General features: G+C 65.6%; 30 protein-coding genes. 19 read left to right on the forward strand and 11 right to left on the reverse strand.

Features of this window, described 5'->3' with window-relative positions:
* Positions 1-12: 12 nt before the first annotated feature.
* A complete protein-coding gene (locus QOC76_RS14325; RefSeq protein ID WP_526357498.1) occupies positions 13-558 on the reverse strand; it encodes an Rv2253/PknI dimerization domain-containing protein in 546 nt (181 codons plus the stop codon).
* A gap of 79 nt (positions 559-637) precedes the next feature.
* Here QOC76_RS14325 and QOC76_RS14330 point away from each other — a divergent pair, with 79 nt between their 5' ends.
* Positions 638-1,018, forward strand: a complete 381-nt coding sequence (locus QOC76_RS14330) for a hypothetical protein (RefSeq protein ID WP_526357499.1) — start codon at positions 638-640, stop codon at positions 1,016-1,018.
* Positions 1,019-1,544: 526 nt separating this feature from the next.
* Here the strand turns inward: QOC76_RS14330 and QOC76_RS14335 are convergent.
* A complete protein-coding gene (locus QOC76_RS14335) occupies positions 1,545-2,825 on the reverse strand; it encodes a cytochrome P450 (RefSeq protein ID WP_526357500.1) in 1,281 nt (426 codons plus the stop codon).
* A gap of 186 nt (positions 2,826-3,011) precedes the next feature.
* Between QOC76_RS14335 and QOC76_RS14340 the strand changes: the two genes are divergently transcribed.
* Positions 3,012-3,668 (forward strand): TetR family transcriptional regulator, encoded by a 657-nt coding sequence (locus QOC76_RS14340; RefSeq protein WP_526357501.1) that lies wholly within the window; start codon positions 3,012-3,014, stop codon positions 3,666-3,668.
* On the opposite strand, the gene QOC76_RS14345 is transcribed toward QOC76_RS14340, so the two are convergent.
* The gene (locus QOC76_RS14345; protein ID WP_526357502.1) at positions 3,626-4,081 is read right to left on the reverse strand and encodes an Rv2576c family protein; all 456 of its coding nucleotides are present in this window, start codon (positions 4,079-4,081) and stop codon (positions 3,626-3,628) included. The genes QOC76_RS14340 and QOC76_RS14345 overlap by 43 nt on opposite strands.
* A 192-nt stretch (positions 4,082-4,273) precedes the next feature.
* Here QOC76_RS14345 and QOC76_RS14350 point away from each other — a divergent pair, with 192 nt between their 5' ends.
* The 3 genes from QOC76_RS14350 to QOC76_RS14360 all read left to right on the forward strand — a co-directional run bounded on the left by QOC76_RS14350 (position 4,274) and on the right by QOC76_RS14360 (position 5,675).
* Positions 4,274-4,600, forward strand: a complete 327-nt coding sequence (locus QOC76_RS14350; protein WP_526357503.1) for a hypothetical protein — start codon at positions 4,274-4,276, stop codon at positions 4,598-4,600.
* A 159-nt stretch (positions 4,601-4,759) separates the two neighbouring features.
* Positions 4,760-5,095 (forward strand): DUF732 domain-containing protein, encoded by a 336-nt coding sequence (locus QOC76_RS14355; protein ID WP_526357504.1) that lies wholly within the window; start codon positions 4,760-4,762, stop codon positions 5,093-5,095.
* A 76-nt stretch (positions 5,096-5,171) separates the two neighbouring features.
* Complete coding sequence (locus QOC76_RS14360) at positions 5,172-5,675, forward strand: universal stress protein (RefSeq protein ID WP_526357505.1); 504 nt, start codon at positions 5,172-5,174, stop codon at positions 5,673-5,675.
* Between the two features lie 376 nt (positions 5,676-6,051).
* Here QOC76_RS14360 and QOC76_RS14365 read toward each other — a convergent pair whose 3' ends face one another.
* The 4 genes from QOC76_RS14365 to QOC76_RS14380 form a co-directional block, all read right to left on the reverse strand.
* Positions 6,052-6,651, reverse strand: a complete 600-nt coding sequence (locus QOC76_RS14365; RefSeq protein WP_526357506.1) for a cytochrome c oxidase subunit 3 family protein — start codon at positions 6,649-6,651, stop codon at positions 6,052-6,054.
* Positions 6,652-6,767: 116 nt separating this feature from the next.
* Positions 6,768-6,974, reverse strand: a complete 207-nt coding sequence (locus QOC76_RS14370) for a hypothetical protein (RefSeq protein WP_526357507.1) — start codon at positions 6,972-6,974, stop codon at positions 6,768-6,770.
* 130 nt (positions 6,975-7,104) lie between these two features.
* A complete protein-coding gene (locus QOC76_RS14375; RefSeq protein ID WP_526357508.1) occupies positions 7,105-8,250 on the reverse strand; it encodes a thiolase family protein in 1,146 nt (381 codons plus the stop codon).
* A 12-nt stretch (positions 8,251-8,262) separates the two neighbouring features.
* Positions 8,263-8,712 carry a Zn-ribbon domain-containing OB-fold protein gene (locus QOC76_RS14380; RefSeq protein WP_526357509.1) on the reverse strand — a complete coding sequence of 150 codons (450 nt, stop codon included), beginning with the start codon at positions 8,710-8,712 and terminating at the stop codon, positions 8,263-8,265.
* 56 nt (positions 8,713-8,768) lie between these two features.
* On the opposite strand from QOC76_RS14380, the gene QOC76_RS14385 reads away from it, so the two are divergent.
* Genes QOC76_RS14385 through QOC76_RS14400 form a run of 4 tightly spaced genes read left to right on the forward strand, consistent with a single transcriptional unit; the run spans position 8,769 to position 11,530 of the window.
* Positions 8,769-9,188 (forward strand): nuclear transport factor 2 family protein, encoded by a 420-nt coding sequence (locus QOC76_RS14385; protein WP_526357510.1) that lies wholly within the window; start codon positions 8,769-8,771, stop codon positions 9,186-9,188.
* The gene (locus QOC76_RS14390; RefSeq protein ID WP_526357511.1) at positions 9,185-9,988 is read left to right on the forward strand and encodes an SDR family NAD(P)-dependent oxidoreductase; all 804 of its coding nucleotides are present in this window, start codon (positions 9,185-9,187) and stop codon (positions 9,986-9,988) included. The genes QOC76_RS14385 and QOC76_RS14390 overlap by 4 nt, the downstream gene beginning before the upstream one ends.
* A 1-nt stretch (position 9,989) precedes the next feature.
* Positions 9,990-11,012, forward strand: a complete 1,023-nt coding sequence (locus tag QOC76_RS14395; RefSeq protein WP_526357512.1) for a zinc-binding dehydrogenase — start codon at positions 9,990-9,992, stop codon at positions 11,010-11,012.
* Entirely contained in the window at positions 11,009-11,530 is a 522-nt protein-coding gene (locus QOC76_RS14400; protein WP_526357513.1) for a VOC family protein, read from the forward strand. Before QOC76_RS14395 ends, QOC76_RS14400 begins: the two co-directional genes overlap by 4 nt.
* Before the next feature lie 121 nt (positions 11,531-11,651).
* On the opposite strand, the gene QOC76_RS14405 is transcribed toward QOC76_RS14400, so the two are convergent.
* Complete coding sequence (locus QOC76_RS14405; RefSeq protein WP_526357514.1) at positions 11,652-12,368, reverse strand: enoyl-CoA hydratase/isomerase family protein; 717 nt, start codon at positions 12,366-12,368, stop codon at positions 11,652-11,654.
* Positions 12,369-12,449: 81 nt separating this feature from the next.
* Here QOC76_RS14405 and QOC76_RS14410 point away from each other — a divergent pair, with 81 nt between their 5' ends.
* The 8 genes from QOC76_RS14410 to QOC76_RS14445 all read left to right on the forward strand — a co-directional run bounded on the left by QOC76_RS14410 (position 12,450) and on the right by QOC76_RS14445 (position 21,861).
* Entirely contained in the window at positions 12,450-13,979 is a 1,530-nt protein-coding gene (locus QOC76_RS14410) for an AMP-binding protein (RefSeq protein ID WP_526357515.1), read from the forward strand.
* A 140-nt stretch (positions 13,980-14,119) separates the two neighbouring features.
* Positions 14,120-15,310, forward strand: a complete 1,191-nt coding sequence (locus QOC76_RS14415; RefSeq protein WP_526357516.1) for an amidohydrolase family protein — start codon at positions 14,120-14,122, stop codon at positions 15,308-15,310.
* Positions 15,307-16,752: a FadD3 family acyl-CoA ligase gene (locus QOC76_RS14420; RefSeq protein WP_526357517.1), complete on the forward strand. Its 1,446-nt coding sequence runs from the start codon at positions 15,307-15,309 to the stop codon at positions 16,750-16,752. The genes QOC76_RS14415 and QOC76_RS14420 overlap by 4 nt, the downstream gene beginning before the upstream one ends.
* Positions 16,753-16,895: 143 nt before the next feature.
* Positions 16,896-17,828 (forward strand): Rv1363c family protein, encoded by a 933-nt coding sequence (locus QOC76_RS14425; protein ID WP_526357518.1) that lies wholly within the window; start codon positions 16,896-16,898, stop codon positions 17,826-17,828.
* Positions 17,825-18,475 carry an Rv1363c family protein gene (locus QOC76_RS14430; protein WP_526357519.1) on the forward strand — a complete coding sequence of 217 codons (651 nt, stop codon included), beginning with the start codon at positions 17,825-17,827 and terminating at the stop codon, positions 18,473-18,475. Before QOC76_RS14425 ends, QOC76_RS14430 begins: the two co-directional genes overlap by 4 nt.
* 14 nt (positions 18,476-18,489) lie before the next feature.
* Positions 18,490-19,440 (forward strand): enoyl-CoA hydratase/isomerase family protein, encoded by a 951-nt coding sequence (locus QOC76_RS14435; RefSeq protein WP_526357520.1) that lies wholly within the window; start codon positions 18,490-18,492, stop codon positions 19,438-19,440.
* Between the two features lie 19 nt (positions 19,441-19,459).
* Entirely contained in the window at positions 19,460-20,584 is a 1,125-nt protein-coding gene (locus QOC76_RS14440) for a CoA transferase (protein ID WP_526357521.1), read from the forward strand.
* On the forward strand, positions 20,578-21,861 hold the full coding sequence (locus QOC76_RS14445; RefSeq protein ID WP_526357522.1) for an amidohydrolase family protein: 1,284 nt from the start codon (positions 20,578-20,580) through the stop codon (positions 21,859-21,861). The genes QOC76_RS14440 and QOC76_RS14445 overlap by 7 nt, the downstream gene beginning before the upstream one ends.
* Here QOC76_RS14445 and QOC76_RS14450 read toward each other — a convergent pair.
* From QOC76_RS14450 to QOC76_RS14460, 3 genes are all read right to left on the reverse strand, one after another.
* The gene (locus QOC76_RS14450; RefSeq protein ID WP_526357523.1) at positions 21,854-22,384 is read right to left on the reverse strand and encodes a DoxX family protein; all 531 of its coding nucleotides are present in this window, start codon (positions 22,382-22,384) and stop codon (positions 21,854-21,856) included. The genes QOC76_RS14445 and QOC76_RS14450 overlap by 8 nt on opposite strands.
* A gap of 107 nt (positions 22,385-22,491) precedes the next feature.
* Positions 22,492-22,914, reverse strand: a complete 423-nt coding sequence (locus QOC76_RS14455; protein WP_526357524.1) for a PPOX class F420-dependent oxidoreductase — start codon at positions 22,912-22,914, stop codon at positions 22,492-22,494.
* A gap of 210 nt (positions 22,915-23,124) precedes the next feature.
* Positions 23,125-23,631, reverse strand: a complete 507-nt coding sequence (locus tag QOC76_RS14460) for an AfsR/SARP family transcriptional regulator (RefSeq protein ID WP_526357525.1) — start codon at positions 23,629-23,631, stop codon at positions 23,125-23,127.
* Between the two features lie 220 nt (positions 23,632-23,851).
* Between QOC76_RS14460 and QOC76_RS14465 the strand changes: the two genes are divergently transcribed.
* Together QOC76_RS14465 and QOC76_RS14470 are read left to right on the forward strand one after the other, a co-directional pair.
* Positions 23,852-25,138, forward strand: a complete 1,287-nt coding sequence (locus QOC76_RS14465; protein WP_526357526.1) for a low temperature requirement protein A — start codon at positions 23,852-23,854, stop codon at positions 25,136-25,138.
* Positions 25,139-25,299: 161 nt separating this feature from the next.
* Positions 25,300-25,719 (forward strand): ChaB family protein, encoded by a 420-nt coding sequence (locus QOC76_RS14470; RefSeq protein ID WP_526357527.1) that lies wholly within the window; start codon positions 25,300-25,302, stop codon positions 25,717-25,719.
* Positions 25,720-25,722 lie beyond the last annotated feature (3 nt).

A 25,722-nucleotide genomic window follows, 5' to 3' on the forward strand; every position in this document is an offset into this window, starting at 1 on the left:
GCCCGGCGGCGGCTAAGAAATCTGTTCCAGTCGCACCGGCAACTGGGTGACGACCGGCTTGTTGTAACCGCATGCGCCGCTCGGGGCCATCGTCCTTTCCCAGCCCACGATCAGGTCCCGGTTTTTGTTCTTCTCAGTCGTGGTCGGGTCGAACCCCCACAAAGCGAAGTTCTGATGACCGGGGGCTGCGGTGCCGTCGGGGCACGGCTGCCAGTTGGGGATGTCGCGGTCGATCCTCCAGGAATCGCCGTTGAACTTCAGCGCACCGGTCCAACCTGCGTCGCTTCTGACCTCGCCGGTGCATTCGATCGGACTGATGCAGTCCGACGTCACAGTCCAGGTCTCCATCTTCGACGGCTGGTCTATGTAGACCATGGCTCCACCCGCGCCGTTCGGGCCCGCGCTGGTTTGCGCCCATTCGCCGTTCGAGAAGGCCCGATAGGAGCCATTGAGCGCAACTCCGTAGTCCGTGGCCTGCCCGGACGCAGCTGTAACTAGACTTCCGATCACGGCGATCGCCGTCGCGGCCGCGCCCGCAGCCACACCCATTGCGCGCATAACCCAGTAGCCTAACGCGGTCTGGAGCTATCTTCTCCAATAGCGAGAGCTTCGTTCCCGCCTATGGGAAAATGTTGCTGTGCGATCAGTCTTCGCGGTGCTCGCTACCTTGCTCACCACCGGTCTGTTGCCCGGCGCGCCGCCGGCGGCCGCCGAGCCGCCCGAGTGCGACTACCCATCGTGCACACCGGGCATCAGACCCAATGTCGTGCTCGGCTCGTACTGCGACAACCCCACTTACTACGCGTTCGGTGTGACTTCGTGGGGACGGCTGGTGTTCTGCGGCTCACCCAGGAGATACGAACCGCGGTGGTTCCGCTCGCCCGAGATGCATGGAATCAGGAACGAAAGCGCACCGTGCCCCGCCCAGGACGGTGAAGTGGCCCAGGCGCCCGACGGGCTGTTCTTGACGTGCGTGGCCAATAACGGCGCCAGCCTCTGGGCGCGCGGGGACACCTAGATCGCCCGCCGGCCGGGGGTGTTAGAAATGTATCCACCGTACGGCCCCGTTGATCTCCGCACACTTCAGCGGGACGCCGGGGGTATGCGCCTGTAAGTCATTAGTGGTGTCGGGTTGCTGCGCGCTATCGCCCGGCCTTTCGCAGGGCAGCGCCAACTCGCGCGTGCCGATCAATGGGCCGACCCGAACCCACATGCCCTGCGCGGCGCAGATGAGGGTGTTCCGGTCGGAATCCAGGCCAAAGACGTAAGAAGGACCGGGTGCGCAGGGTGCACCCTCGGCGACATTGCGGGCAACGTTCGGGACACAGTCTGCCGAGTCACAAAACGCCGATGCGTCACCGGCGAAAGGTATTGTCGCTGAGAGTAATCCACAAGCAACGACCGGCGCCGCGATGAACTTGCGCACCTCTGCCTCCTTCGACGATCAGGCCGAGCCCGCCAGCCAGTCCAGCCTAGCGTTGTCTTCACAGCTGCGAGCAGTGTTCTCGGTCGACGGACCGGACGATGTTGCGCGCCTGTCACGGCTACCCGGCGGGTGTGAAGCTGATGTTGATTTCGGTGAGGCCGCGCAGGATGAACGTTGGTTCGTAGTTGTATGCGCGGGAGTCGGCGGGCCCGTGCTTCTCGTCGTCGATCGTGATGTCGCTCAGCCGGTCGAGAATCCGCTCAATGCTGACCCGGCCCTCCACGCGGGCGAGCGGCGCGCCGGGGCAAGAGTGGATACCGCGGCTGAACGCGATGTGCTCGCGGACGTTTTTTCGGTCAAGCTGGAACTCGTGCGGGTGCTCGAACCGCTTCGGATCGCGGTTCGCGGCGCCGGGGCTGACCATCACCGTGGTACCCGCCGGGACGGCGGTTTCGCCCAAAGTCGTTGACTTGCGGGCCATCCGGAACACGCTCTTCACCGGGCTGTCCATCCGCAGGCACTCCTCGATGAACACCGGAATGAGGCTGCGGTCCTCGCGCAGCTGCTGCTGGATCTCGGGTCGGTCACCGAGCACCCGCAGCGCCGCACTGAGCAGCTTGGCGGTGGTCTCCTGGCCGGCCCCGAACAGGAACGTGGCGGTGCGCACGACGTCGACGACTTCGGGTGTCGAGCCGTCGGGGTAGAGCGCAGTGGCCAGCCCGGTCAGCACGTCGTCGCGCGGGTTCTGCCTGCGATCCTCGATGTAGTGACTGAACTTCTCGTCGGCCCACTCCAAGGGGTTGGCCGCAATCGGCTCGTGGTCGAGGCCTCCGATGTTGCTGCCGGGGCGCTGGGCGCCGAATGCTTCGCGAAACTCCTCGTGGTCCTCTTCGGGGACGCCGAGCAGATCGGCCACCACCAGCAGTGAGAACGGCCTGGCGTAGGCCGCCAGGAACTCACACTTGCCGTCGGTGATGAACTCGTCGATGTGGCGGTCGGCCAGACGCCACATGAAGTCCTCGTTCTCCTTCAGCCGCTTGGGCGTCAACAACCGGCTCAGCAGCGACCGCGCATCGGTGTGGTACGGGGGGTCCATCGTCACCATGTGCTCGTACATGGGGATCTCGGCGCGATGCTTCTCTAGCTGCGCACAGATGTCGTCGCCCTCGGGCACGAACGGGATCGGGGTGAACGGGCCCGCGACCGCGACGCAGGACGAGTAGTTCTCGGTGTCCTTGTAGACGGCGTTGGCGGCCTCCCAGCCGGTGACGGCGAGCACCCCGTTGTTGATCGGGCAGCAGGATGCGTCCTTGGTCCGTAGATGGTCGAAATAGGGATGTGGGTCGGGCACGAGCGACGGATCGGTGAAGTAGTCGACGGAGTCGTAATCGGTGGTCATGAAAAGCGCTTCCTCCCGGAACCCGTGACAGCTCCACTGGCTGGACGTTGCGCCGCGCTGAACGTGCACGGCACAAATATGCTGAGCACTTGCCTAGCATGGCGGTAGAGTCATGGTCAAGATGACACCCGGAATGGCGTCTAACGTCTCCAGTGGCGACCATCTGGGAGAAAGATTCGGGGTGACATGGCGTCGGACCGAAGAATTGGGGCACCGGACGCGAAGAATCGCGGCGTGCTGCTGGATGCTGCCGAGGAACTGCTCCTGCAGGAGGGTTACGCCGCCGTCACGTCTCGCCGTGTCGCGGATGCCGCCGGACTCAAGCCGCAACTCGTGCATTACTACTTCAGGACCATGGAAGACCTCTTCCTCGAGGTGTTCCGCCGCAGAGCGGAGGAGGGCCTCGGGGTGCTGGCGACGGCACTGGCGTCGCCTCAGCCGCTGTGGGCCCTGTGGAGGTTCAGCACGCAGCCTGAGGCCACCCGGCTGACGATGGAGTTCATGGGGCTGGCGAATCATCGCAAGGCGCTTAGGGCCGAAATCGTCTTTTACGCCGAACGGTTCCGGCAGGAGCAGAACAAAGCGATCGCCGCTGCGCTACGGCGCTACAACGTGGACGTCGCTGAGGTACCGCCGGTGGTATGGACGGTGTTCGCGACGAGCGTGTCGCAGGCGCTGGTGATGGAGCGGGCTCTCGGCATGTCCACCGGTCACGCCGAGACGTTCAAGTATTGCGAGCAATGGCTGCGTCGATTAGAAGGGGAGCCTGTGACCGCAGGCGACGCGGCGCCGGGGAGCGATCACCAGGATCGAATCGAACAGAGCGCACCCTTCGGTCCCTGATTGGTCTTCACTACCACGCCGTCGACGGCAAGCGCACAGTGGATGTTGGGTTTCTTCGGTGACTCGCCGCCGGTGCCCGCGACAACCATCGCCCACTGATCTGGGTCGGCCAAACCGACGTCGAGGTTCCATTGCTGGTCCGGTCCGACGGGGACTTCGATGTTCGGGCTGAACAGATAGGGGTTGTGGCTGTACTCGGCCCAGTTCGGCGGGTCGGTGTCTCGATAGTAGATCTCAGCGGTGAACGGCTGTTCGGCCCAAACCGTGTAATGGATTTGATGCATTTGCGGAGGCGGCGGGTCGTCCGCGGCCGCGGTTGCGGTGCCGAAGCAGAGACAAGCCGCCGTCAACGCCGTTGCCGACAGCACGCCCAACGACGGCTTGGCCCGCAGGCGATCAGCCGGAAACCTCATTTCCGAGATCCTAAAACGTTGTTTCCACAGCCGGTCCGGAATCGGCGATCTGATTGGTACGAGTTCTGGATTCTCCGGCCGGTACCCGACACTGGGTTTGTCATAAGACCGCGCGGGGTATCAGCCGCCAGTGGGTGGCTGCCGTTTGCCTGCCTGGCGAGGCGGTCAGCATCACTACGCAGAGGGGGTCCCATGAACCTGACCCGGTTGGTCCTGATCTTTGTAGGGTTGATGTTCATGAACGGGGTCCTGGCTGGCACCGCTTCGGCGACGACCGTCGTAGAGTGCCGGATGCTGGTAGCCCATCTTCGGAACGGCACGGTGGAAGCCCAGCGCCAGTCCGCCCAGACGAAGGACCAAAGTGGCAGCGTCGCAAAGCTCGACGACATCTCCCTGATGCTGGCGGAAGGCAAGAACGCCGATGCCATACAGAAGCTGACCGACTTCATCGCGCAGGGATACCCCTCCATAGGCGTGCAGGATGTAATCAGCTGCATCAACGCAATCGGTACCCCCTAGCTCGACTGCGCGCGGCCGGATTGCGGCCCCATATCGTTGGCAGCGGGAGGGGGACCGGCGCGGCCACAACTCCGTTTCGCAATTCATGGCAGAGGGAACACGATTGCTGAGCGTGAGGCTAGAGTTGTCGCGTTGCGGTTCGACTTAGGAGTGGTCATCATGATGTTCGCCCGCCACGACGTCCCCAAGCTTTTCGGCGCGGCGATAGCGGTGGCCGCGCTCGGTCTGGTCACCCCCGGCATCGCCGACGCCGACGCCACCGACGACGCGTTTCTGAAGAAGCTCTTCGCCGACGCGGTCAATTTTTCACAACCGGAACAGGATATTCCACGGGCCAGGACGGTCTGCGAGGCATTTGCCTCCGGCAAGTCGCCGGCGAACGTTCACGAGCTATTACTTGACCACTCTGCATTCAGTCCACGTCAGGCCGCGATTTTCATGGCCGACGCGGTCCAGGCCTACTGCCCCGGGTACGCCAACCAGTTCATGAGCTGACTAAAGGTTTTGGTACGGCTCCTATTCGCCTTTTTTGGGAGGTTGGGCTGCCGTCGGGCTTTATCCTGGAGGGGAAATGAGCGCCTATCAGACCCTGGTGGTCGGCACAGATGGCTCGGACACGTCGTTGCGTGCGGTGGACCACGCAGCTGCGTTTGCCGCGGCACTTAACGCGAAGTTGATCATCGCGATGGCGCACTTGCCGAATGTGGACAAGGGAGGCTGGGGAAGACCGGCCCGGCCGGATCGTGTGATTGATGGGCGCGCCGAGGTCACCCTCGGGGGCGAGGGGGACTTCAAGATGCACGGGATGTCCCCCATATATGGGATCCTTCGGGACGCTCGCGACCGGGCCAGGGTGGCTGGGGCGATGAATATCGAGACGCGACCGATTCAGGTGGGTCGTCTGGGTGGTCCGGCACAGGCGCTGTCCCGCCTCGCCGAGGAGGTCAAGGCCGATTTGTTGGTGGTTGGCAACGTGGGACTGGGCACACGCACCGACAAGTGGCTTGGCTCGGTGCCCGGCGACGTCTTGCGCAGGGCCAAGACCCACGTGCTGATCATCCATACCAGCGACTGAAATAGCCGCAGCTAGCGCTTGAACCGGCCTCTGCACAACATAACCGGCAGGTCATGTCTCGTTCCCGACGGAGTGTTGCTCAGTAGAGATAAATCGCCAGGATCGTCGCCCACAACGCGATGAGCCAGGCGTCGGTGGTGATTTTGAGCCATCGCGGGGCGGTGCGCACTTCCATGAAGTAGCGGTAATGATGCGACCCTTGACAATTCCGAGCAGTGCGACAGCGACGGTGATGGAGGCATTTGCCACCGCGTGTCCGCCGGTGTGGCCCGGCGCCAGCCACCAGGAGACCACGGTGACGGCCGAGAGGACGAGCCACGCGTACGTGGTGGTCCTGGCCGCCCGACTGTCGGCGTTCACGGCCGCGGTCACTCGTTCACCTCATCACGTACAGCAGGCCGAAGATGACTATCCAGAGCAGGTCGACCATGTGCCAGTAGGTGGCCCCGGATTCGACCATGGACGTACGCCTCTTGCGCGAGTCACCCAGCTCGCGCGCCACGATTCCCAGAATGAGCAGACCGAGACCGACGTGGAACAGGTGCACGCCGGTCAGCATGTAATAGAACATGAAGAACTGGTCGCTGGGCATGGTGTGGCCCTGCGCGATCTTCGCCGACCACTCGTAGGCCTTGATCACGATGAACAGCACCCCGCATGCGCCGCCCAGGTAGGTCAACCGCAGAGCGCCGTCGTGGTCACCCGATCGCGCCCTGATCACGCTGCGCGCGACGAACCACGAACTGGTGAGCAACACAAGGGTGTTCACCACGCCGACGGTGAGATTCAGGTGTTGCTGGCTTTGCAGGAACTCTTCCGGGACCATCGCGCGATGGACCATGAAGATGATGAAGTAGGCGCCGAAGAACACCAAGTCGCCGAGCACCATCACCCACATGGCGCCGTCGCCCGGCAGGTGTGCGGTGCGACCGGACTGCGTGACAGTGGTCGTGGTCCCCTGGTCGGTGTCGGTCATGGCAGCGGCGCCTCGTCAGACGGTTGTAGCTCGTTCGCCTTCTTCAGCAGCACGATCAAACACGAGATCCAGATGCCGAAGATTACGGTGCCCTCCCAGAAGGCGATCGATCCGTTTCACGCGAACGGGCCTGCCTTGGAGATGAACACCGGTACGGCTATCACCTCGGTGACGATCTGCCATACGGTCACGTAGGCGAACCATTTCGGGAAGATCTGATTCTTGTCGTAGAGGATTGCAGTCGCGAACGCGATCCACGCGGTGGTGAAGCAGCCGAGCGATCCGACGTAGGACAGCAGCCCGAGGTCGTAGAGCAGGGCCATCAGTGTAGAGGGAAGCCAGTTCATCGGCGCCACCCCTCGCGAGCAGCTCCGCGTAGCGGTTGACGGTCTCGGCGACGGTTGGCATAGCGGACGCGAGGAGCTGACGGACCAGGGCCGATGGTTCCCGCGGCTACACCGAGAGGATCGTCGCCGACGCCGTACCGGGCGCGCCGTAGACCTGCGCCAGGCCCACCTTCGGTTCGCCGGGCACCTGGCGGTCGCCCGCCTCGCCACGCAACTGGCGCACCAGCTCGTGCACCTGCCGCAGCCCGGACGCGCCGATCGGCTCGCCGTTGGCGATCAGGCCGCCGTCGGTGTTGACGGGCATCGAGCCACCGATCTCGGTGGCGCCGTCGGCCAGCAGCTTCTCCTGCTCGCCGTCGGCGCACAGCCCGGTCTCGGCCATGTGGATGACCTCGGCGCCCGCGTCGGTGTCCTGCAGCTGCGCCACGTCGACGTCGTCGGGACCGATGCCCGCCGCCTCGTACGCGGCCTTCGCGGCGTAGACGGTCGGTGATGGGTCCTCGTCGAGCGGCGCGAAGGTCGCATGCACCTCATAGGCACCGAAGGTGCGCGTCCGGATCTCGGTGGCCTTGACGTACACCGGCTTCTTGGTGAAGCGGTGCGCGATGTCGCCGCGGCACATGATCACCGCAGCCGCGCCCTCGTCGGGTGCGCAGAACATGTACTGCGTGAGCGGATAGTTCAGCACGGCCGAGTTGAGGATCTCCTCTTCGGAAATCGGCTTGCGGCGGAACGCGTTCGGGTTCTTCTCACCGTTGCGGAAGTTCTTTGCCGCGACCTTGGCCAGCGTCTCCTGCGAGATGCCGTGCTTGTGGAGGTAGTGGTTGGCCTTCATGCCGAAGAACTTCGTGGTGACGAACTGGCCGTTCTCGGCATACCACTGTGGGAGGGCCAGCTTGGCCGGGTCGTCGGTGAACGCTCCGCGCGGATGCTTGTCCAAACCGATGGCGATGCCGATGTCGTACTTGCCGAGCCGGATCGTGTCGGCGGTCTGCTGGATGGCCGACGCCGCGGTCGCGCAGGCGTTGAACACGTTGGTGAACGTGATCCCGGTGAGGCCGACGAGTCGGGTCACCGCGTCGGGGTTCGACACTTCATGGCTGCCGCCGAAGCCGAACTGAATGTCCTTCCAGTCGACACCGGCGTCGTCGAGTGCGAACTGAATCGCGTCGGCGCCCATCTCCATCGCGGTCTTGTCGAACCGGCCGAAGGGATGAAGCCCCACGCCGATGATGGCGACGTCGTTTGTCATGGCTCGTCCTCTCTAGACCGGCTGGAACGCGAAGGTGATGAGCTCGTTGCCCTCGGCATCGGTGGCGAAGGGAATCATCGTCAGCTCGACGTCCATGCCGAACTGCAGCTTCTCTGGATCGTTCTCGGTGAGCCGGCCCTCGACGCGGATGACGTCGTCGAGTTGCACGAGCCCGACGCCGAACGGGACGAAGTCCTTGCCCGTCGGGCCCTTGTACGGCGCGCCGGGCGGAAAGCCCTGCGTCGTCCACGCGACCAGCGTTCCGCGGCGGGGCAGCCTGACGTCGGACATGTCGCCACCGCTGCACTTGGGGCAGCGCTGCTGGACGGGGAACGTGGTGGCGCCGCATGCGCCGCAGCGGCTACCGATCAGCTGGGGGTTCTCGTCGGGCCAGGTAGAGATCTCGGGCGCGAGCGCCTTCTGCTGTGTCGACACCCGATTGACAGTAATCGGAAATGGCATTCTCGTCTAGCGAGAACACGCGGTCCATCAGGTGGCGATCGGCTAACCTTTCCCGCGTGAATGCCGACAAGGCGCAAATCACCGAGGTGCTGATTCGCTACGCCACGGGAATCGACTCCAAGAACTGGCCGCTGTTCCGCACATGCTGGGCCGACGAGGTCAACCTCGACTACGGCGAGCTCGGGACGTTCACGGATCCCGACGCGTTGACCGATCTGTTCGCGCAGATCCACGACCCGATGGGGCCGACGTATCACCGGCTGTCGAATTTCGTCATAGACACCGACGGCGATACGGCGACGGCGCGGACCTACGTGCACGCCGTTCTGATGGTGACGCCCGAGGACAACGGCCCATGGGTAGAGGCCATCGGCCGTTACGACGACGAACTTGTGCGCGGGCCCGACGGATGGCGGATTCGTCGCAGGACGGCTCACACCCCGCGAATACTGACAGGAGGCGGCGGCTCGCGATGATCGGCGAGTTTGCGCAGCGATACGGTCCGTGGGCCGTCATCGCAGGCGCGTCTGAGGGAGTCGGCGCAAGCCTGGCCGACCAATTGGCCGAGCGCGGACTCAACCTCGTGCTGATCGCACGAAATCAGGAACTGCTGGAAGAGGTCGCCGACGGCGTGCGCGAACGCCATGGTGTCGGGGTCAAAGCTGTTGTACAGGACCTGACTGATTCGGAGGTCGCGGCGAAGCTGGCCGAGGCGACCGACATGCTCGACGTCGGGCTTGTCGTCTACAACGCAGGCGCCTCCGACCGAACAACGACATTCTTGGAAACCGGCTTCGACCATGCGCTCAAGCAGATCAAGCTCGACTGCATCGGGCCCGTCGCGTTGGTGGACCAATTCGCGCCGGCTATGCGCGATCGCGGGCGAGGCGGCATTGTGCTGGTCGCGTCGCTCGCGTGTATCGCGGGCTCGGCCACTCTCGCGGTCTACTCGGCGGTGAAGGCGTTCCAGCACAATTTCGCCGAAGGGCTCTGGGCCGAGCTGCGTGAGTTCGGCGTCGACGTGTGCTGCACACCCCTCGGCGCGACATACACGCCGGCGCTGCAGCGGATGGGTGTCCGGTACGACCCTGCGATGCAGATGCTGTCGGAGGACGTCGCGCGCGAGATCGCGGAGAACATCGGCAACGGGCCCGTCCACGTCGTCGGCGAGAACAACCGGGCGGTGGCATCACAGATATGGACGGTCGATCGTCGCATGCTCGTCGAGATGATGAGTGCAGCCTCAGTCGATTTCGCGAGTAAGAGGGAGATCTGAGATGCGTGCGGTGGTGCTACGCGACGGGAGGCTCGAGGTCCGCGAGACGGCAGACCCGGTGCCCGGCCCCGGCGAACTGCTCATCAAACCGCTGAGCGCGGCAATCTGCGCTTCGGATGTGCACTATTTGGATCATCCGAACTCGGCCGACCGGTTCGTGTGGGATTCCGACCGGGACACCGTCATGGGCCACGAGTTCATCGGCGAGGTGGTCGGCCACGGACCCGACTCCTCGGGCGCCTTCCCCGTCGGCGCCCGCGTGACCAGCCTGCCGATCATGATCCGCCACGGCCAAGAGCCCCTCGTGATCGGCCACAATCCCGATGCGCCAGGCGCGTTCGGTGAGCTGATGCTGGTTTCGGAGGTGATGGCACGGACGGTGCCCGACGGCGTCGCGAACGACTCTGTCGCGGTGGTGGATGCATTCGCGGTGGGGGAGTTCTACGTCCGCTGCTCTGGTATCAAACCCGGTGAACTACCTTTGGTCATCGGCGCGGGCGCGATCGGCTTGTCGACGGTGGCCGCGCTGGCCGAGCGTGGCGTAGGCCCGATCGTGGTGGCGGACTACAGCGACGACCGGCTTGCGTACGCCAAGACCTTCGGCGCCGACGTACTTGTCAACCCGTCGTCGAGCGACCCGTATGACGTCTGGCGAGAGACGTTTCGGGCCAACAACTTTCAGACCACACAGGTCATCTTCGAATGTGTCGGCCGCAACGGCCTGTTGCAGAGTATCGTCGACTCGTGCGAATTCATGGCGCGCGTGTATGTCGCGGGCGGGTGGTACGACGCGGGGACGATCGACTGCACGGCTGCCACGCACAAGGGCATGACGATCCAGTTCGGCGGCGGACCGCTTCCGCAGGACTGGTACGGCACGCTGGACGCGGTCGTCGGCGGCCGACTGGACCCGTCGCCCAGCATCGGCAAGATCATCGGACTCGACGAAGTGCCTGACGCCATCGACCAAGTGCGCAAAGGACAGGGGCCGCCGCGCGTCGTCGTCCACCCGACCGCATCATGACCGTGCTGCCCGGGCCGGTGCGCCAGATCGGTTACGTCGTCGACGATCTCGACCAGGCGATGGCGGGCTGGCTCGAACTCGGCGTCGGCCCGTGGTTCGTGATGCGCGCGCTGCCCATGGAGGCGCTGTACCGCGGCGATCCGTGTCATACCACGTTGTCGATCGCGTGGTCCAACACCGGTGAACTGCAGATCGAGTTGATTCATCAGCAGGACGACACACCCAGCATCTTCACGGAGTTCCTCACCGCGCACGGCCCCGGTCTTCACCAGTTGGCCTACTGGACAAGTGATTTCACCGACACCATGCGTGCGGTCGAGAAGGCCGGCTGGCCGGTGGTGTGGTCCGGCGGCGAGGGATACGGCGTCCGGTTCGCCTACGTCGAGCCACCGAATGCGCCCGCCGCCGTCATCGAGATCTCCGAACTCACCGACGCGACCGCGGCCAATGCGATGTTCATGCATGACGCCGCCGCGGAGTGGGACGGCCGCGACCCGATAAGGGTGCTCGGCGTCTAGTTCAGCACCGCGAGCGTGCGCGGCTGTACACTTTTTGCCGGTGTGTCGTGTGCAAACACGCACGCTCGCGGTGGAAGGTGACACGCGAAATCACTTGCCGCGCTTGGTCAATTGTCGCGCTTCATCGGTCGCGCTTCATCACCTTGTCCGCGGCCGCCCAGTGTTCGTCGGAGACCCACAGCCGCGCGAAGGCGGTGACCGCCTCGGTGGTGGTGACGCCGCGCATCACGCGCTTGATCTCGCCTGCGGGTTTATGCGCCAACGCCTTGGCGATCCTCCGCCATTCCGCGTCGAATGCCTCGCGTGGGACCAAATGGTCGACCAGGCCGCTGCTCTGAGCCTCCTGCGCGGTCAGGATCATCCCCGTGCCCGCCAAGAGCAGGGCCTTGCTGAAGCCCACCAATTCGACGAGCCGCTCGGCGCCGCCCCACGCAGGCATGATCTCCAGCGCCACCTGGTTGAACCCGATCTTGATGTCGTCGGCGGCCAGCCGGATGTCGGCCGCCACCGCTACCTCGGCGCCGCCGCCGAGCGCGTGCCCGTTCAGCGCCGCGATGGTCGGGCCGGCAAAGCCGGCGATGCGATCGCAGATCGACCGCATCCGCCATGCCATCGCACCGGCCTCGCGCTCCGTCCGCAGCGCGCTGAGCTCCTTGAGATCGCCTCCCGATACGAAGGCGCGATCGCCGGTCCCGGTGACGACGAGTGCGGCCGCACCCTCGGCCCCGTCGAGCGCCTTGTCGAACTGATCCATCGTCTCCAGCGAGATGGCGTTGCGGGCGTGCGGGCGGTCGATGGTGATGACCGCCAGACCGTCATCCAACTCCAGGTCGACCATCGAGCGTTCTCCGTCTGCGGTATTGGCATTCTCTGTATCGGAGAATAGCATCACGACCGAAGGGAGGTGCCTGCGCGCGCCATGCGAAAAATCCCGTCAGAGCTGACAAAACGCTACGAGGAAGAGGGTTGGTGGCGGCCCGAAACCCTCGGTGATCTCGTCGCCGACGGACTGGCCGCCAATCCGGATACCGCCTTCTGTGTGCACTCGGCCGTTCGTCCTTTCGAGGGCACGTTTGCCGACGTGGAGTTGCAGGCCCGCCGGCTGGCCGAAGGTCTGCGTGAACGAGGCGTCGGGCCCGGGGATGTGGTGGCGCTGCAGCTGCCGAACTGGATGGAGGCGGCGGCCTCGTTCTGGGCATCGACACTCCTCGGTGCGGTCGTGGTGCCGATCGTGCACTTCTACGGCCGAAAAGAACTGAGCCACATCATGAAAGCCGCGCGGCCCAAGGTGTTCATCACGGCCCAGGAGTTCGGCCGGATGACGTACCAGCCGGACCTCTGCGCGGACGTACCCATCGTCGGGTTGGTGGGAAGCACCTTCGACGAGCTGCTGGCCGATGATCCGCTGGTGGGCACCGTCGCGGCGGATCCGGCAAGCCCGGCGTTGATCGCCTTCACCTCGGGCACGACGAGCGACCCCAAGGGTGTCGTCCACAGCCACCAGACGCTCGGCTTCGAAACCCGCCAGCTGCATGCGAACTATCCGCCCGACCGCGGCAGACAGCTCACCGCAACGCCTGTCGGACACTTCATCGGCATGCTGGGCGCATTTCTGATCCCGGTGCTCGAGGGTGCGCCGATCGACCTTGCCGACGTGTGGGATCCGGGCAACGTCCTGCGGCTCATCGAAAGCCACGGCCTGTCGATCGGCGGCGGCCCGCCGTACTTCGTCACCAGTCTGATGGACCATCCCGACTGCACACCCGCACACATGGCACACTTCAAAACCGTTGGCTTCGGCGGGTCTACGGTGCCCTCGGCGGTCACCCGCAGGCTGGCCGATATGGGCATCTTCGTCTTCCGGTCCTACGGCAGTTCCGAGCATCCGTCGATCACGGGATCGAGTCGCGATGCGCCAGAGGACAAACGGCTCTACACCGACGGCAATGCGCGGCCCGGTGTGGAGATCCGGCTCGGACCCGACGGTGAGATCTACAGTCGCGGGCCCGATCTGTGCCTCGGCTATACCGACGACGCGTTGACCGAACGAGCCTTCGACGCCGACGGCTGGTATCGCACAGGCGATGTCGGCGTGCTTGACGACGACGGCTATCTGACCATCACCGACCGCAAGGCCGACGTCATCATTCGCGGCGGCGAGAACATCAGCGCGCTCGAGGTCGAGGAACTGCTGCTGACGATGCCCGCCGTCGCCGAGGCCGTCGTGGTGTCCGCGCCCGATGCCAGGCTAGGCGAGCACGCGGCCGCCGTGCTGCGGGTCAAGCCGGGCCACGCCATGCCGACGATGGCCGAAGTGCACGAGCACTTCGGTCGGGCGGGGGTTGCCAAACAGAAATGGCCGGAAGAGTTGCGTGAAGTCGACGACTATCCGCGCACGGCGAGCGGCAAGGTCCAGAAGTTCGTGGTTCGCCAGAACCTGTCGGCCTGAGTTCGCCAGAACCTGTCGGCCTGAGTTCGCCAGAACCTGTCGGCCTGAGTTCGCCAGAACCTGTCAGCCTGAGTCAGGGAGCGCATTGCGTTGAACAGTTGATGAGAATAGGATTCTCCTAGGAGGATAAGGAGTGTTTCATGGGGCAACTTTCGCATCGGGTCGACATCCCGTTTCCGCTGTTCGACGCTGACAATCACCTCTACGAGCCACCGGAGGCGATGACCAAGTACCTGCCGAAGGAGTACAAGGACGTCGTGCAGTACGTCGAGGTCAACGGCCGCACGAAGATCGCGCTGCGCGGTGTGATCAGCAATTACATCCCGAACCCGACCTTCTCGGTGGTCGCCAAGCCGGGCGCCTGGGAGGAGTACTTCAAGTTCGGCAACCCCGACGGGAAGACCAAGCGCGAACTGTTCGGCGAGCCGATGAGGGCCATCCCGGCCTTCTTCGAGCCCGGTCCGCGACTCGAGAAGATGAACGAGTTGGGCATCGAGCGCTCGTTGATGTTCCCGACGCTGGCCAGCCTGATCGAGGAGCGACTCTCCGATGACCCGGTCGCCATCCACGTCCTCATCCATTCGCTGAACCAGTGGCTCGACGAGGTCTGGGGCTTCAACTACCAGAACCGCATCTTCACCACGCCGGTGATCACCCTCCCCATCGTCGAGAAGGCCATCGAGGAGTTGGAGTGGTGCGTCAAGCGCGGCGCCCGCGCGATCCTTGTCCGCCCGGCGCCGGTGCCCGGATTCCGCGGCCCGCGCTCGTTCGCGCTGCCGGAGTTCGATCCGTTCTGGCAGAAGTGCGTCGAGTACGACGTGTTCGTCGGCATGCATTCCAGTGACAGCGGTTATTCCCGCTACACCTCCGAGTGGGACGGTGCCGCCCAGGAAATGCTGCCGTTTCAGACCAATGCCATGTCGATCCTCAACGAGTGGCGTCCGATCCAGGACGCGGTGGCCTCGTGGGTGATTCACGGCGCGCTGTTCCGGTTCCCCGAACTGAAGGTGGGCATCGTGGAAGCCGGCTCGAAGTGGATGTTCCCGCTGCTGGACTCCATGGCCGAGGTCTACAAGAAGGCGCCGGAGGCGTTCCTCGGTAACCCGATCGAGGAGATCAAGAACCGCATCTACGTCAGTCCCTTTTACGAGGAGGGCATCGACGACCTCATCAACCTGATCGGGGTGGAGCAGGTGCTCTACGGCTCCGACTGGCCGCACCCGGAGGGACTGGCGGAGCCGACCCACTATGTGACCGCGCTCGAACATCTCGCCGTCGAGGACCAGGCGAAGATCATGGGCGGCAACCTGGGTCGTCTCGTCACGGTGTGACACAACCCTCCTGGCAGACCATCCCCGAGATGGTCCTGAGCGCGGCGGACCGTTTCGGCGACGCGGAGGCGGTCGTCGACGGTTTGTTGCGCTTGTCCTTCGCCGAGGTGGTCCACCGAATCCGTTGTGCGGCAGGCGCCTTCAACGACCTCGGGATCGAGAAGGGCGAGCGGGTCGCGGTCTGGGCGCCGAACTCCGCGGAGTGGATGATCGCCGCGTTCGGTCTGCTCACCGCAGGCGGTGTGCTCGTTCCGGTCAACACCCGCTTCAAGGCAGAGGAAGCCGCCGACATCATCGGCAGAAGCGGCGCCAAGGCGGTGCTGATCCAGCAGGGCTTCCTCGGCTATGACTACACCGCGCCTGCGGGCGTGCCCGTGATCGACCTGAAGTCCGACTTCCTCTCCAGCGGTTCGCCGTTCGCCCGCGACGTGAACGGCACCGACATCTCCGACATCATCTACACCTCGGGCACCACAGGCAGGCCCAAGGGCGTGATGATGAACCACTCGCAGAACCTTCGGCTGTACGCGGAATGGTGTGAGCTGGCCGATCTGCGCGAGGGCGACCGGTATCTGATGGTCAACCCGTACTTCCACACCTTCGGGTTCAAGGCGGGGTTGATCGCGTCGTTCACCCGCGGCGCGACGATGGTGCCGGTGCCGGTGTTCGACGTCCACCGAGTGGTGGAACTGATCGAGGCCGAACGGATCACCATGTTGCCCGGGCCTCCGACGCTGTATCACTCGCTGCTGGCGGTCGAGGACAAGAGCAAGCTGAAAACGCTGCGCGCCGGGGTTACCGGCTCGGCGGACATCCCCGTCGAGCTGATCCGTCGGGTGCACGAGGAGCTGCCGTTCCAGACGCTGGCGACCGGCTACGGCCTGACCGAGGCGGGCACGGTGACGCTGTCGCGGCCGGGGGACTCGTTCAGCGACATCGCCACCACCGCGGGCGTGCCGTGCGACGGGGTCGAGGTGCGCATCGCCGACGACGGCGAGGTGCTGGTCCGCGGCTACAGCGTCATGCAGGGCTACTTCGACGACCCGGTCGCGACCGGCGAAGCGATCGACGACGACGGCTGGTTGCACACCGGCGACCTGGGCAGGTTCAACGACGACGGCCGGCTGCTGATCGTGGGCCGCAAGAAGGACATGTTCATCGTCGGGGGCTTCAACGCCTACCCCGCCGAGATCGAGGGCTTCCTGCTCGAGCACCCGGCGGTCGCACAGGCGGCGGTGATCGGCGTGCCCGACGACCGCCTCGGCCAGGTCGGCAAGGCGTTCGTTGTCGTAAGAGACGGCGAGACGGCCGTCAGCGGCGACCAGCTGATCGCCTGGAGCCGGGATCGGATGGCTGGTTTCAAGGTCCCGCGGTACGTAGAGTTGCTGGACAAACTGCCGCTAGGCGCGACAGGCAAAGTGATGAAAGACAGATTGCGCTGAGCGCTCGCACAGCTGGGAAATAGCATTTCCGCAGGAAAGGCGGCCCGGCTCCGATCTGGGCATGCTGTATCGTCGCGGCAATACTCAAAAATGAATAATGCCATTCTCATTGAGTAGAGCACTCGCAGAACAAGGAGGTCGCTGTGCAGTCTTTCAGGCGCCGCGCGCCGGTCATCGACGCTGATCGCGTCGATGGACCGCCGGAGGGTCCTGGGAAGCCGGCTGATGCGGCCGAAGCACTGGCACTCGCGGAGGAAGCAGAAGCAGAGGCGGCCGAGGCCGAGGCGCTTGCCACTGCCGCGCGCGCCAGAGCTCGCGCGATCCGGCTGCGGCGGCAGGCCCAAGACGCAGAAGGAGAAGCGTCCGCCGACGTCGAAGCAGCCGCCGAGGTCGAAACGAACGCCGATGCGCCGGAGGTGGCATCGCCAGACGCGCCCCAAGGCGATACCGAAACGTCTGACGTCGTGGCCGCACCGGCCCAGGCGAGTCCGGTTCATGCTGCCAAATCGGACACCGAAGCCATCAAGAAAGACATCGCAGAGGAGCCCGCGGAAGCAGAGCCCGCCAGCAAGCGACGTCGCTGGCGAGCCGGTCGCATCCTGAAGACCCTTGCGGCCGCTATCGCTGTCGCCTGTACCGCCGCATTGATCACTTTGAGCGTGCTCATGATCCTGGACCACCGCCACCAGGTGGCCGATCAGCAGCGCCGCGCGCAGTACGCCGCAGCAGCTGGGCAGAGCGTCGTGACACTGATGTCGCTGGACTTCAACAAGGCCAAGGAGGACGTCCAGCGCATCATCGACAACTCGACAGGTGCGTTCAGAGACGACTTCAAGAACCAAGCGGACGACTTCATCAAGGTGGCGCAGGAGTCGAAGGTGGTCACCGTGGTCAATGTCAACGCCACCGCGGTCGAATCGATGAGCGACGATTCGGCCGTCGTTCTCGTGTCCGCCAGTTCGCGCGTCACCAACGCGGCCGGGGCCAAACAGGAGCCGCGGTCATGGCGGTTGTCGGTCGACCTGAAGCGTGACGGCGACCAGCTGAAGATGTCGAAGGTGGAGTTCGTACCGTGACCGCAGACGAAACAGCGAGTGTGACAGATGTCGACGAGGCCGAGAACGGCACAGAAGGATCCGTCGACGAGGTCATCGCTCACGACGACGTGGCCGCCGAACAGGAAACGGATACGAAGTCGGAGTCGCGAGACGGCATTGTGCGTCGGTCGGTACGGGTGGGGTGGGCCCGGCTCGGTGTAGTGCTGTTGGCGGTCGCGCTCGTGGCCTCTGCAGGCCTCGCGGCGTGGCTGTATTTCAAGCAGTACCGGCCTGACGAAGAGACGAACGCGGCCGCGTCGGCCGTCGCGCTGGACGCGGCGAAGAACGGCACGGTTTCGCTGCTGTCGTATTCACCGGACAAGTTGGACACAGACTTCGCGACAGCCAAGTCCCACCTGACCGGTGACTTCCTGTCGTACTACACGCAGTTCACGGAGCAGGTCGTCACTCCGGCGGCGAAGCAGAAGTCGGTGAAGACCTCTGCGACGGTCGTGCGGGCTGCCGTTTCCGACATGCATCCGGACTCCGCGGTGATTCTCGTGTTCATCAACCAGGTCACCACCAGCAAGGAGAATCCCGACGGTGCGTTCGCCGCGAGCGCGGTCAAGGTGGGCTTGAAGAAGATCAGCGATGCCTGGCTGATCTCATCGTTCGACCCGGTGTAGCGCCGTGCGGGGCCGTGCTCGTCGTTGACCTCGGCGACCCGCCGACCGATTCGCCGGCCCGGACCGGTGTGCTTGTGGCGGTCGGGTCCGCCGACGACATCGCATCACCGCCCGCACAAGACTGGCTCGGGCGCGCCACCCTCACCCTGAGCGAGGACGCTGTCGCCGACCGCCGGGTCGTCACCGTCGAGTCGACGGCGGCCGCGCTCGCCGAGCTGAGCACCCGCTTCGAGACGTGGCCACAGGCGGCCACGATCTGCGCCGACGTGCTTCGCTCGGCTCATGCACAGGGTCCCGCGCCGGCCGGGGTGATCACGGAGTCGCTCGCCTACTCGACGCTGCAATCCGGCGGCGAGTTCGCCGCGTGGTTGGAGCACCGGGGTGCCGCCGCCGCGCCGGTCCTTCCGGATCCGGTGGTGGCCGACCGTGACGGCGACACACTGCACATCCGGTTCAACCGGCCGTCGCGCCACAACGCGTTCTCCAACGACGCCAGGGCCGCGCTCCTGGAGGCCCTCGACGTCGCCCGCCACGACCCGTCGATCGCCGAGGTGGTCCTGTCCGGCAACGGCCGGTCCTTCTGCAGCGGAGGCGACCTCGCCGAATTCGGTTCCTTCGCCGACCCGGCGAGCGCGCACATCGCACGGGTGCGGCACAGCCCCGCGCTGGTGCTCGACGAGCTCACCGCCCGGCTGGGGGAGCGCTGCCGAGCGCACGTGCACGGCCAAGTACTCGGCAGCGGGTTGGAGATGGCCGCGTTCTGCGGATGGGTTGGCGCGCACGGTGATTCGGTGCTCGGCCTACCCGAACTGAGCCTCGGCCTGATCCCGGGCGCCGGCGGCACGGTCAGCGTGACGCGACGGATCGGCCGTTGGCGCACGGCCTATCTGGTGTTGTCGGGGCGCACGATCGATGCGGACACCGCACTCCGCTGGGGTCTGGTGAACGCGATCGAGGCGTCGTAGTCCCATGCACAATGTGTCGGTGGGTTCGTTGGGCATTCCCGATGCCGTGCTCGCTTCGGCGCGGCAGACGGCCGACGGCATCGAGCGCAGTGCAGCCCACCTCGGTGGCGCCGTGGACGTCGACGCCGACGAGATCCTCACCGGCCGTGCCGGATTGCTCGGGCTGGCGCCCGCCGGGCGGGTTTCGGCGGGCGGCGCGACGCGGCTGCTGTCCACCAGGGACGGGTGGTGCGCACTCACGCTGTCGCGCATTGACGACGTCGAGGCGGTTCCGGCGCTTCTCGAGCTCGCCGAACAGCCAACCGATCCGTGGGCGGCGTTGCGGGCGGCGGCCGCCGGACGCGGCGCGGACGAATTCGTCGCACGGGCGCGAATGCTCGACCTACCTGCCGCGGTGCTCGGTGAAACCCTGCCCGCAGCACCGCGATCAGTGCCCAACGGGCATCGGGCCCAACGGAGACTGTCCGACCTGCTGGTCGCCGACCTGTCGTCGATGTGGGCGGGACCGCTGTGCGGACATCTGCTCGCCGGCGCCGGGGCCATCGTCGTGAAGGTGGAGAGCCGCAACAGGCCCGACGGCACCCGCGGGGGGGACCAGAGATTCTTCGACTGGATGAACGCCTCGAAGTTGTCCTACGCTGTCGATCTTCGTGACGACGGATTGCGTCCGCTTCTCGAGGCCGCCGATGTCGTGATCGAGGGGTCGCGGCCCTCGGCGCTGACCCGCCGCGGCCTGGGGCCCGAGCAAGTGCCGGGTCGGGCCGGCCGAGTCTGGTTGCGCGTCACCGGTTATGGCACCGAGGGCGAGTGCGCCGACAGGGCGGCTTTCGGTGACGACGCCGCCGTCGCGGGCGGTCTGGTCGGCGCGGGCGTGGTGTTCGTCGGCGACGCGATCGCTGACCCGCTGACCGGTTTGGCGGCCACGCAGGCAGTGCTCGATTCGCTTGCACGCGGCGGCGGCGAAACCGTCGAGACGGCCCTCGCGGAGGTGGCCGCCGTCTATGCCACGTCACCGCCGATCGTCAGTCCGAGAACCGTCGAACCGCCGCGGGTCCCCGCGCCGCCGTCGAAACCCGCGGCTCGGCTGGGCGCGGATAACCAGCGCGTGCGCGAACTGATCGAAACCCGGCTTGGCCCATGCTGATTCGCCGCGGCAGATTGCCCGATGGTCGCGTCGCCGACCTGCGGGTCGACGAGCGCATTGCCGAAATCGGCGACCGGCTCGACCCCGTCGGCGCCGAACAGGTGGTTGATGCCGACGCCGGCGCGGTACTGCCCGGACTGCACGACCATCATCTGCACCTGCGGGCGATGGCCGCCGCGCTCGACTCGCTGAGCGTCGGGCCGCCGCAGGTCCGGACGAAAGCGCGACTGGCGCAGGCGTTGAGAACGGCCGAACCGGGACCGGACGGCTGGATCCGGGCGGTCGGCTACCACGCGTCGGTCGCAGGTGAACTCGACCGCGACCAGCTCGACGCGCTCGTCGCCGACACACCGGTACGGGTCCAGCACCGCAGCGGTGCCATGTGGATCCTGAACTCGGCCGCGCTGTCCCGCGTCGGCCTCGCCGATCATCCGGACGGCCGGCTGCGCAGCTCCGATGACTGGGCGCACGCCTTGCCGCGTCGGGTGACCGCACTCGCCGACATCACCCACCGCCTCGCCGGATACGGCGTCACCGGAATCACTGATGCCACCCCGGATCTCACCGCCGAGGACGTGGCGACGTTATCGGTGGCACATCGGCGCGGTGAAATTCCGCAGCGGCTGCACTTCCTTGCGCCGGGCAAGCGGATCCTGCACGACGACCGGCTCGACGTCGACGAACTCATCGGCTGGGTGAGCGATCATCACGACGACGACATCCCGGTCGCGCTGCACTGCGTGACCCACGCCCAACTGGTCGTCGCGCTCGCCGCATTGCGGTCGGCGGGCGGCCATCGCCTCGACCGCATCGAGCACGCCGCCGTCGTGCCCGACGAGATGCTCGCCGACCTGGTCGAGGTCGGGGTCACCGTTGTCACCCAGCCCAACTTCGTCGCCGAACGCGGCGAGCACTACCTTCGCGACGTGCCCGTCGGCGAACACCCGCAGTTGTGGCGCGTGGCGTCGCTGATGCGGGCCGAAATCCCGCTCGCCGCGAGCACTGACGCGCCGTTCGGCGGCATGGATCCGTGGGCAGCGATGCGCGCGGCCGTTCATCGCACCACCGCGGCCGGAGACGTCCTCGGTCCCATCGAACGCATTACGGCTGACGAGGCACTGAGCTTGTTCCTCGGCCACCCGGACCGTCCGTCGGTGCCCCGCACAGTCGAGGTCGGTCAGGCAGGCGACCTGATGGTGCTGACACCGACCGCGGTAGTGCAGACGCTGGCGTCGGACATGGTCGCCACGACCGTGGTGGGCGGACGGGTCAGTTAGCGTCCGCCGATTGCGGCGGCCGGTAGAACAGCACTAGTTGGCCGATGCCACCGGCGAGCCCGAGCCCGGCCGCGATGAGCATCCCCCACCAGCCGTGCAGTAGGTCGTAGAAGCTTGTGCCCGAGAACAGCGCGTAATCGAGGCTGAACCGGCCTGCGCCCAGGCCGCCGAGAGCGACGGCGCTGACCGCAAGGATGAGGTTGTACTCCCAGCCCTCCTTGACGATGAAGAAGCCGTTGAGGCGGTGCACGGTCCACGCCGCCACCAGCATCAGGGCGACGAAACCCGCTGCCGGAACCGGGGTGAGCAGTCCGACGGCCAGGCCGAGGCCCGCCGTCAACTCGGTGGTCGCTGCGATCCTGGCGTGCAGCATGCCGGGCTTCATCCCGATGCTCTCGAACCAGCCCGCGGTGCCGGGTATCCCGCCGCCGCCGAAGAACTTGTTGTAGCCGTGTGCCGCCATGGTGAGACCGAGGCACAGCCGCAGTATCAACAACGCGGTGTCGTAGGCGTAGCCGTCCATAACTTCAGAACCTAGTTCATCGGGTGGTTCATGGCGTCAGCCACGGTCTTGATTTCTGGTTTTGGCATCGCCGGGCCTGCGCTGGCCAGCTGCCGTGACGCAACGGGTTATTCGGCCAGGCCGAACGCCTTGAGCACCTTCGTGGGCCGCAACCGGACGGCCAGTTCGCCCGGCACGCTGTTGCGTCGGCCGTACTCCTCGGCCAGGTCGGCCCCCATGTAGCGAGCGCCGGTGCGGGTGGCGATGTCGACCAGAAGCTGCGGGTCCTCACTCACCGACACGATGCCCTGCACCTGCACGAACGAATACTGCGGCCGGTCGTCGTCCACGCAGATCACCGCCCGCGGGTCACGAGCCCGTGCACGGCCTTTGGCGGTGTTCTTGCCGGTGTTGAAGGCCAGCTCGCCGTTGTCAACGACAAACCAGACGGGCGCAACCAGCGGGCGGCTGTCGGATGCGGTGTAACCGAGCTTTCCGGGCCGGGTGCCCTCGGAGATGAAAGCGACGACCTCGTCGGTGAGTTCGTCCACTCAGCCGAGGCTAATCCTCTGCGTGCCGCTCGTAGTCCCAGCGCTCGAGCCGCAACTGCAACTCGTGCACGCCGCCCGCGACGAGCGTCGCCGCGAGGCTCAGGCTGATCACGAGTAGAGCGGTCATGGCCTTCTTCATTCCCATCTGTGTGTATCTATTTGACGATGTAAGCGTAGGAATTGTTCACAGCGACACGCACGAGTAGTGCGCTACCCGTTCTGCGCGCGTGCCCCCATAAGTGTTTCGAGGGCATCGAGCCTCAGCTCGCGATACGTGTCGCGGGCGTATGCGTTCCAGTCGTCGGTCCACCCGTCCAGCAGGGCACCCCCTCGCAGCAGGGGCAGCAGCTCGGCGGCGAGGTCCCTGTCCGGCCGCGAGGGTCCGCAATGACCCAGCAGTTCGCCGATCAGATCCACCGAGTCATACCAATCCACCAACACGTCGGGTGAGATGCCGATCGATTGCGGTGTGATGGTCAGCAGGGCTTCGGCGCCCATGGGACGCAGCCGCCACAACGTGGTGCGCAGCCTGGCCGTCGCGCGATCGGGCCGCGTGGTCGGCCACAGCGTCCGGCACAGCCAACTGCGGGGCACCGCCCGGCGTTTCAGAACGGCGAGCGCAATCAGTCGCTGGCACGACGGCGGCAGGTCGAGCAGCTGTCCGTCGCGATAGACCTCGAAATCACCCAGCAGCGTGATCGTGAATTGTTCCGACATCGCGGCCTGCCTTCCATCTCATCCGACCCTCTGAGGTCGATGATGCAAAGCGCCGGCCGCGACGGCATGAGTAGTCGACTACCTCTTTCTGCGGCGCTCGCTGAAGAGCGGCACACCGAATCTCGGCGGCCGTAGGTCCGTGCCGGCAGGCAACGCGTCGTTGTCGGCGGCGGGCGAGTGCCTGGACAGTGCCGCGCCGGCTGGGCAAACTCTGCAGGTCATGAGTGGAGTCGAGTCACATCCCGGAAGGGTCGAGGTGCACCGCATCCGCAAGATGTCCGGCCGCGACCCCGAAGAGACGCACCGGGTCGCCACGCCGCTGGAGTTGCTGTTCGACCTTACGTTCGTGATCGGCTTCGGCATCTCGGCCTCGGAGTTCGCGCATGCGCTCGCCGAGGACCACGTGGGCGCGGGGCTGGCCGGGTTCGCATTCGCGACCTTCGCCATCTGCTGGGCGTGGATCAATTTCAGCTGGTTCGCGTCGGCCTACGACACCGACGACTGGATCTACCGCCTGACCACGATGCTGCAGATGGTCGGCGTCATCATCCTCGCGCTCGGTATCCCCGCCATGTACGCCACCGTCGCCGAGGGCGAGCACGTCGACAACCGGGTGATGGTGGCCGGCTATGTCGTGATGCGGATCGCGTTGGTGACCCAGTGGTTACGCGCCGCCAAACAGGATCCACAGCGACGTGCGGCGTGCCTTACCTATGCCACCGTCGTCACCGTCGCGCAGATCGGCTGGATCGTCATGATCGTGGTCAGCACGTCGGTCGTCGCGACGTTCGCGTGGTCGGCCGTGTTGGTGACTTTCGAGATGTTCGGGCCGTGGCTTGCCGAGCGGCGGATGGGCGGCACCCCGTGGCACGCCCATCACATCGCCGAACGTTATTCGCTGCTCACTATCATCGCGCTCGGCGAGGGCGTGGTAGGCACCGTTGCATCGTTGTCGGCGGTTGTCTCGGCGCAGGGCTGGAGTATGGCGGCTGTCCTGGTCGCGGTTGCGGGTACCGGTCTGACGTTCGGCATGTGGTGGGTGTACTTCATCGTGCCGCAGTCGCAACTGCTGCATGCCCGACGCGAACTGTCCTTCCGGTTCGGATACCTGCATCTCGTGGTGTTCGGGGCGATTGTCGGCACCGGCGCCGGGTTGCACGCCGCCGCCTACTACGTGGAGCACCATTCGAAGCTCGGCGCGGTGGGCACTGTGCTGTCGGTGGCGATACCCGTGGCGGTCTACATCGCCGCGGTCTATCTGCTCTACCTGTGGTTGGTGCGGGCGCGCGACGCGTTCCATCTGTTGCTCGTCGTGCTGACCGTCGTGGTGCTGATCGCGGCCGTCGTCCTCGTCGGCAGGGGCATGTCGATGGCCAACGCACTGTTGATCGTTATGCTCGCGCCCGCGGTGACCGTCGTCGGCTACGAACTGCTGGGCTACCGGCACGCCGAGGCGGCCATCGCAGAGCGTTTAGCGAATGGCCCCTCGGGTAAGCCCTCTGCGTAGTCGTCGAGGTCGCATCGTGGTGTGAGCGGCACCACAGTCTCGCGATGGCGAGCAGCCGAGGGGTCTGGTCAAGAAGCGGCCGCCGTTCTTCAGGGGCAGGCAATCATCAACGATGCGACTTCGGCGGCTCTCTCACTCGTAGTTCGACGAAGGAGCAGGCTATGCCGAAGACGACATCACGCGGCACCGCCAAGAAGAACGAGTTGCCGAGCACGCTGCAGAAGTCGTCCGCGAAGGCGCAGCGGACATTCGCGAAGGCGCACGATGCGGCCGCCGAGGAGTACGGCGAGGGTGAGCGTGCGCACCGGGTGGCCTACAGCGCTCTGAAGCACAGCTTCGAGAAGGTGGGCGACCACTGGGAGCCGAAGAAGCAGAAGGGTCCGTCCGACGCGCGCGCCCGCAGCGGCGGCCCGAACGCGAAGGGATCCTCGGCGGAAGGCGTGGACGCCAACGCGTCGAAGACCCATCTGATGGATGTCGCACGGCGGCTGGACATCCCGGGTCGTTCCAGCATGACAAAGGGCCAATTGGTCGAGGCGATCAAGAAGGCCAACCGGCGGGTCAGCAGCCGCAACCGGTAGCGG

It is taken from the genome of Mycobacterium sp. (assembly GCF_032159565.1).
In the GTDB taxonomy this organism is placed as follows: Bacteria; Actinomycetota; Actinomycetes; order Mycobacteriales; family Mycobacteriaceae; genus Mycobacterium.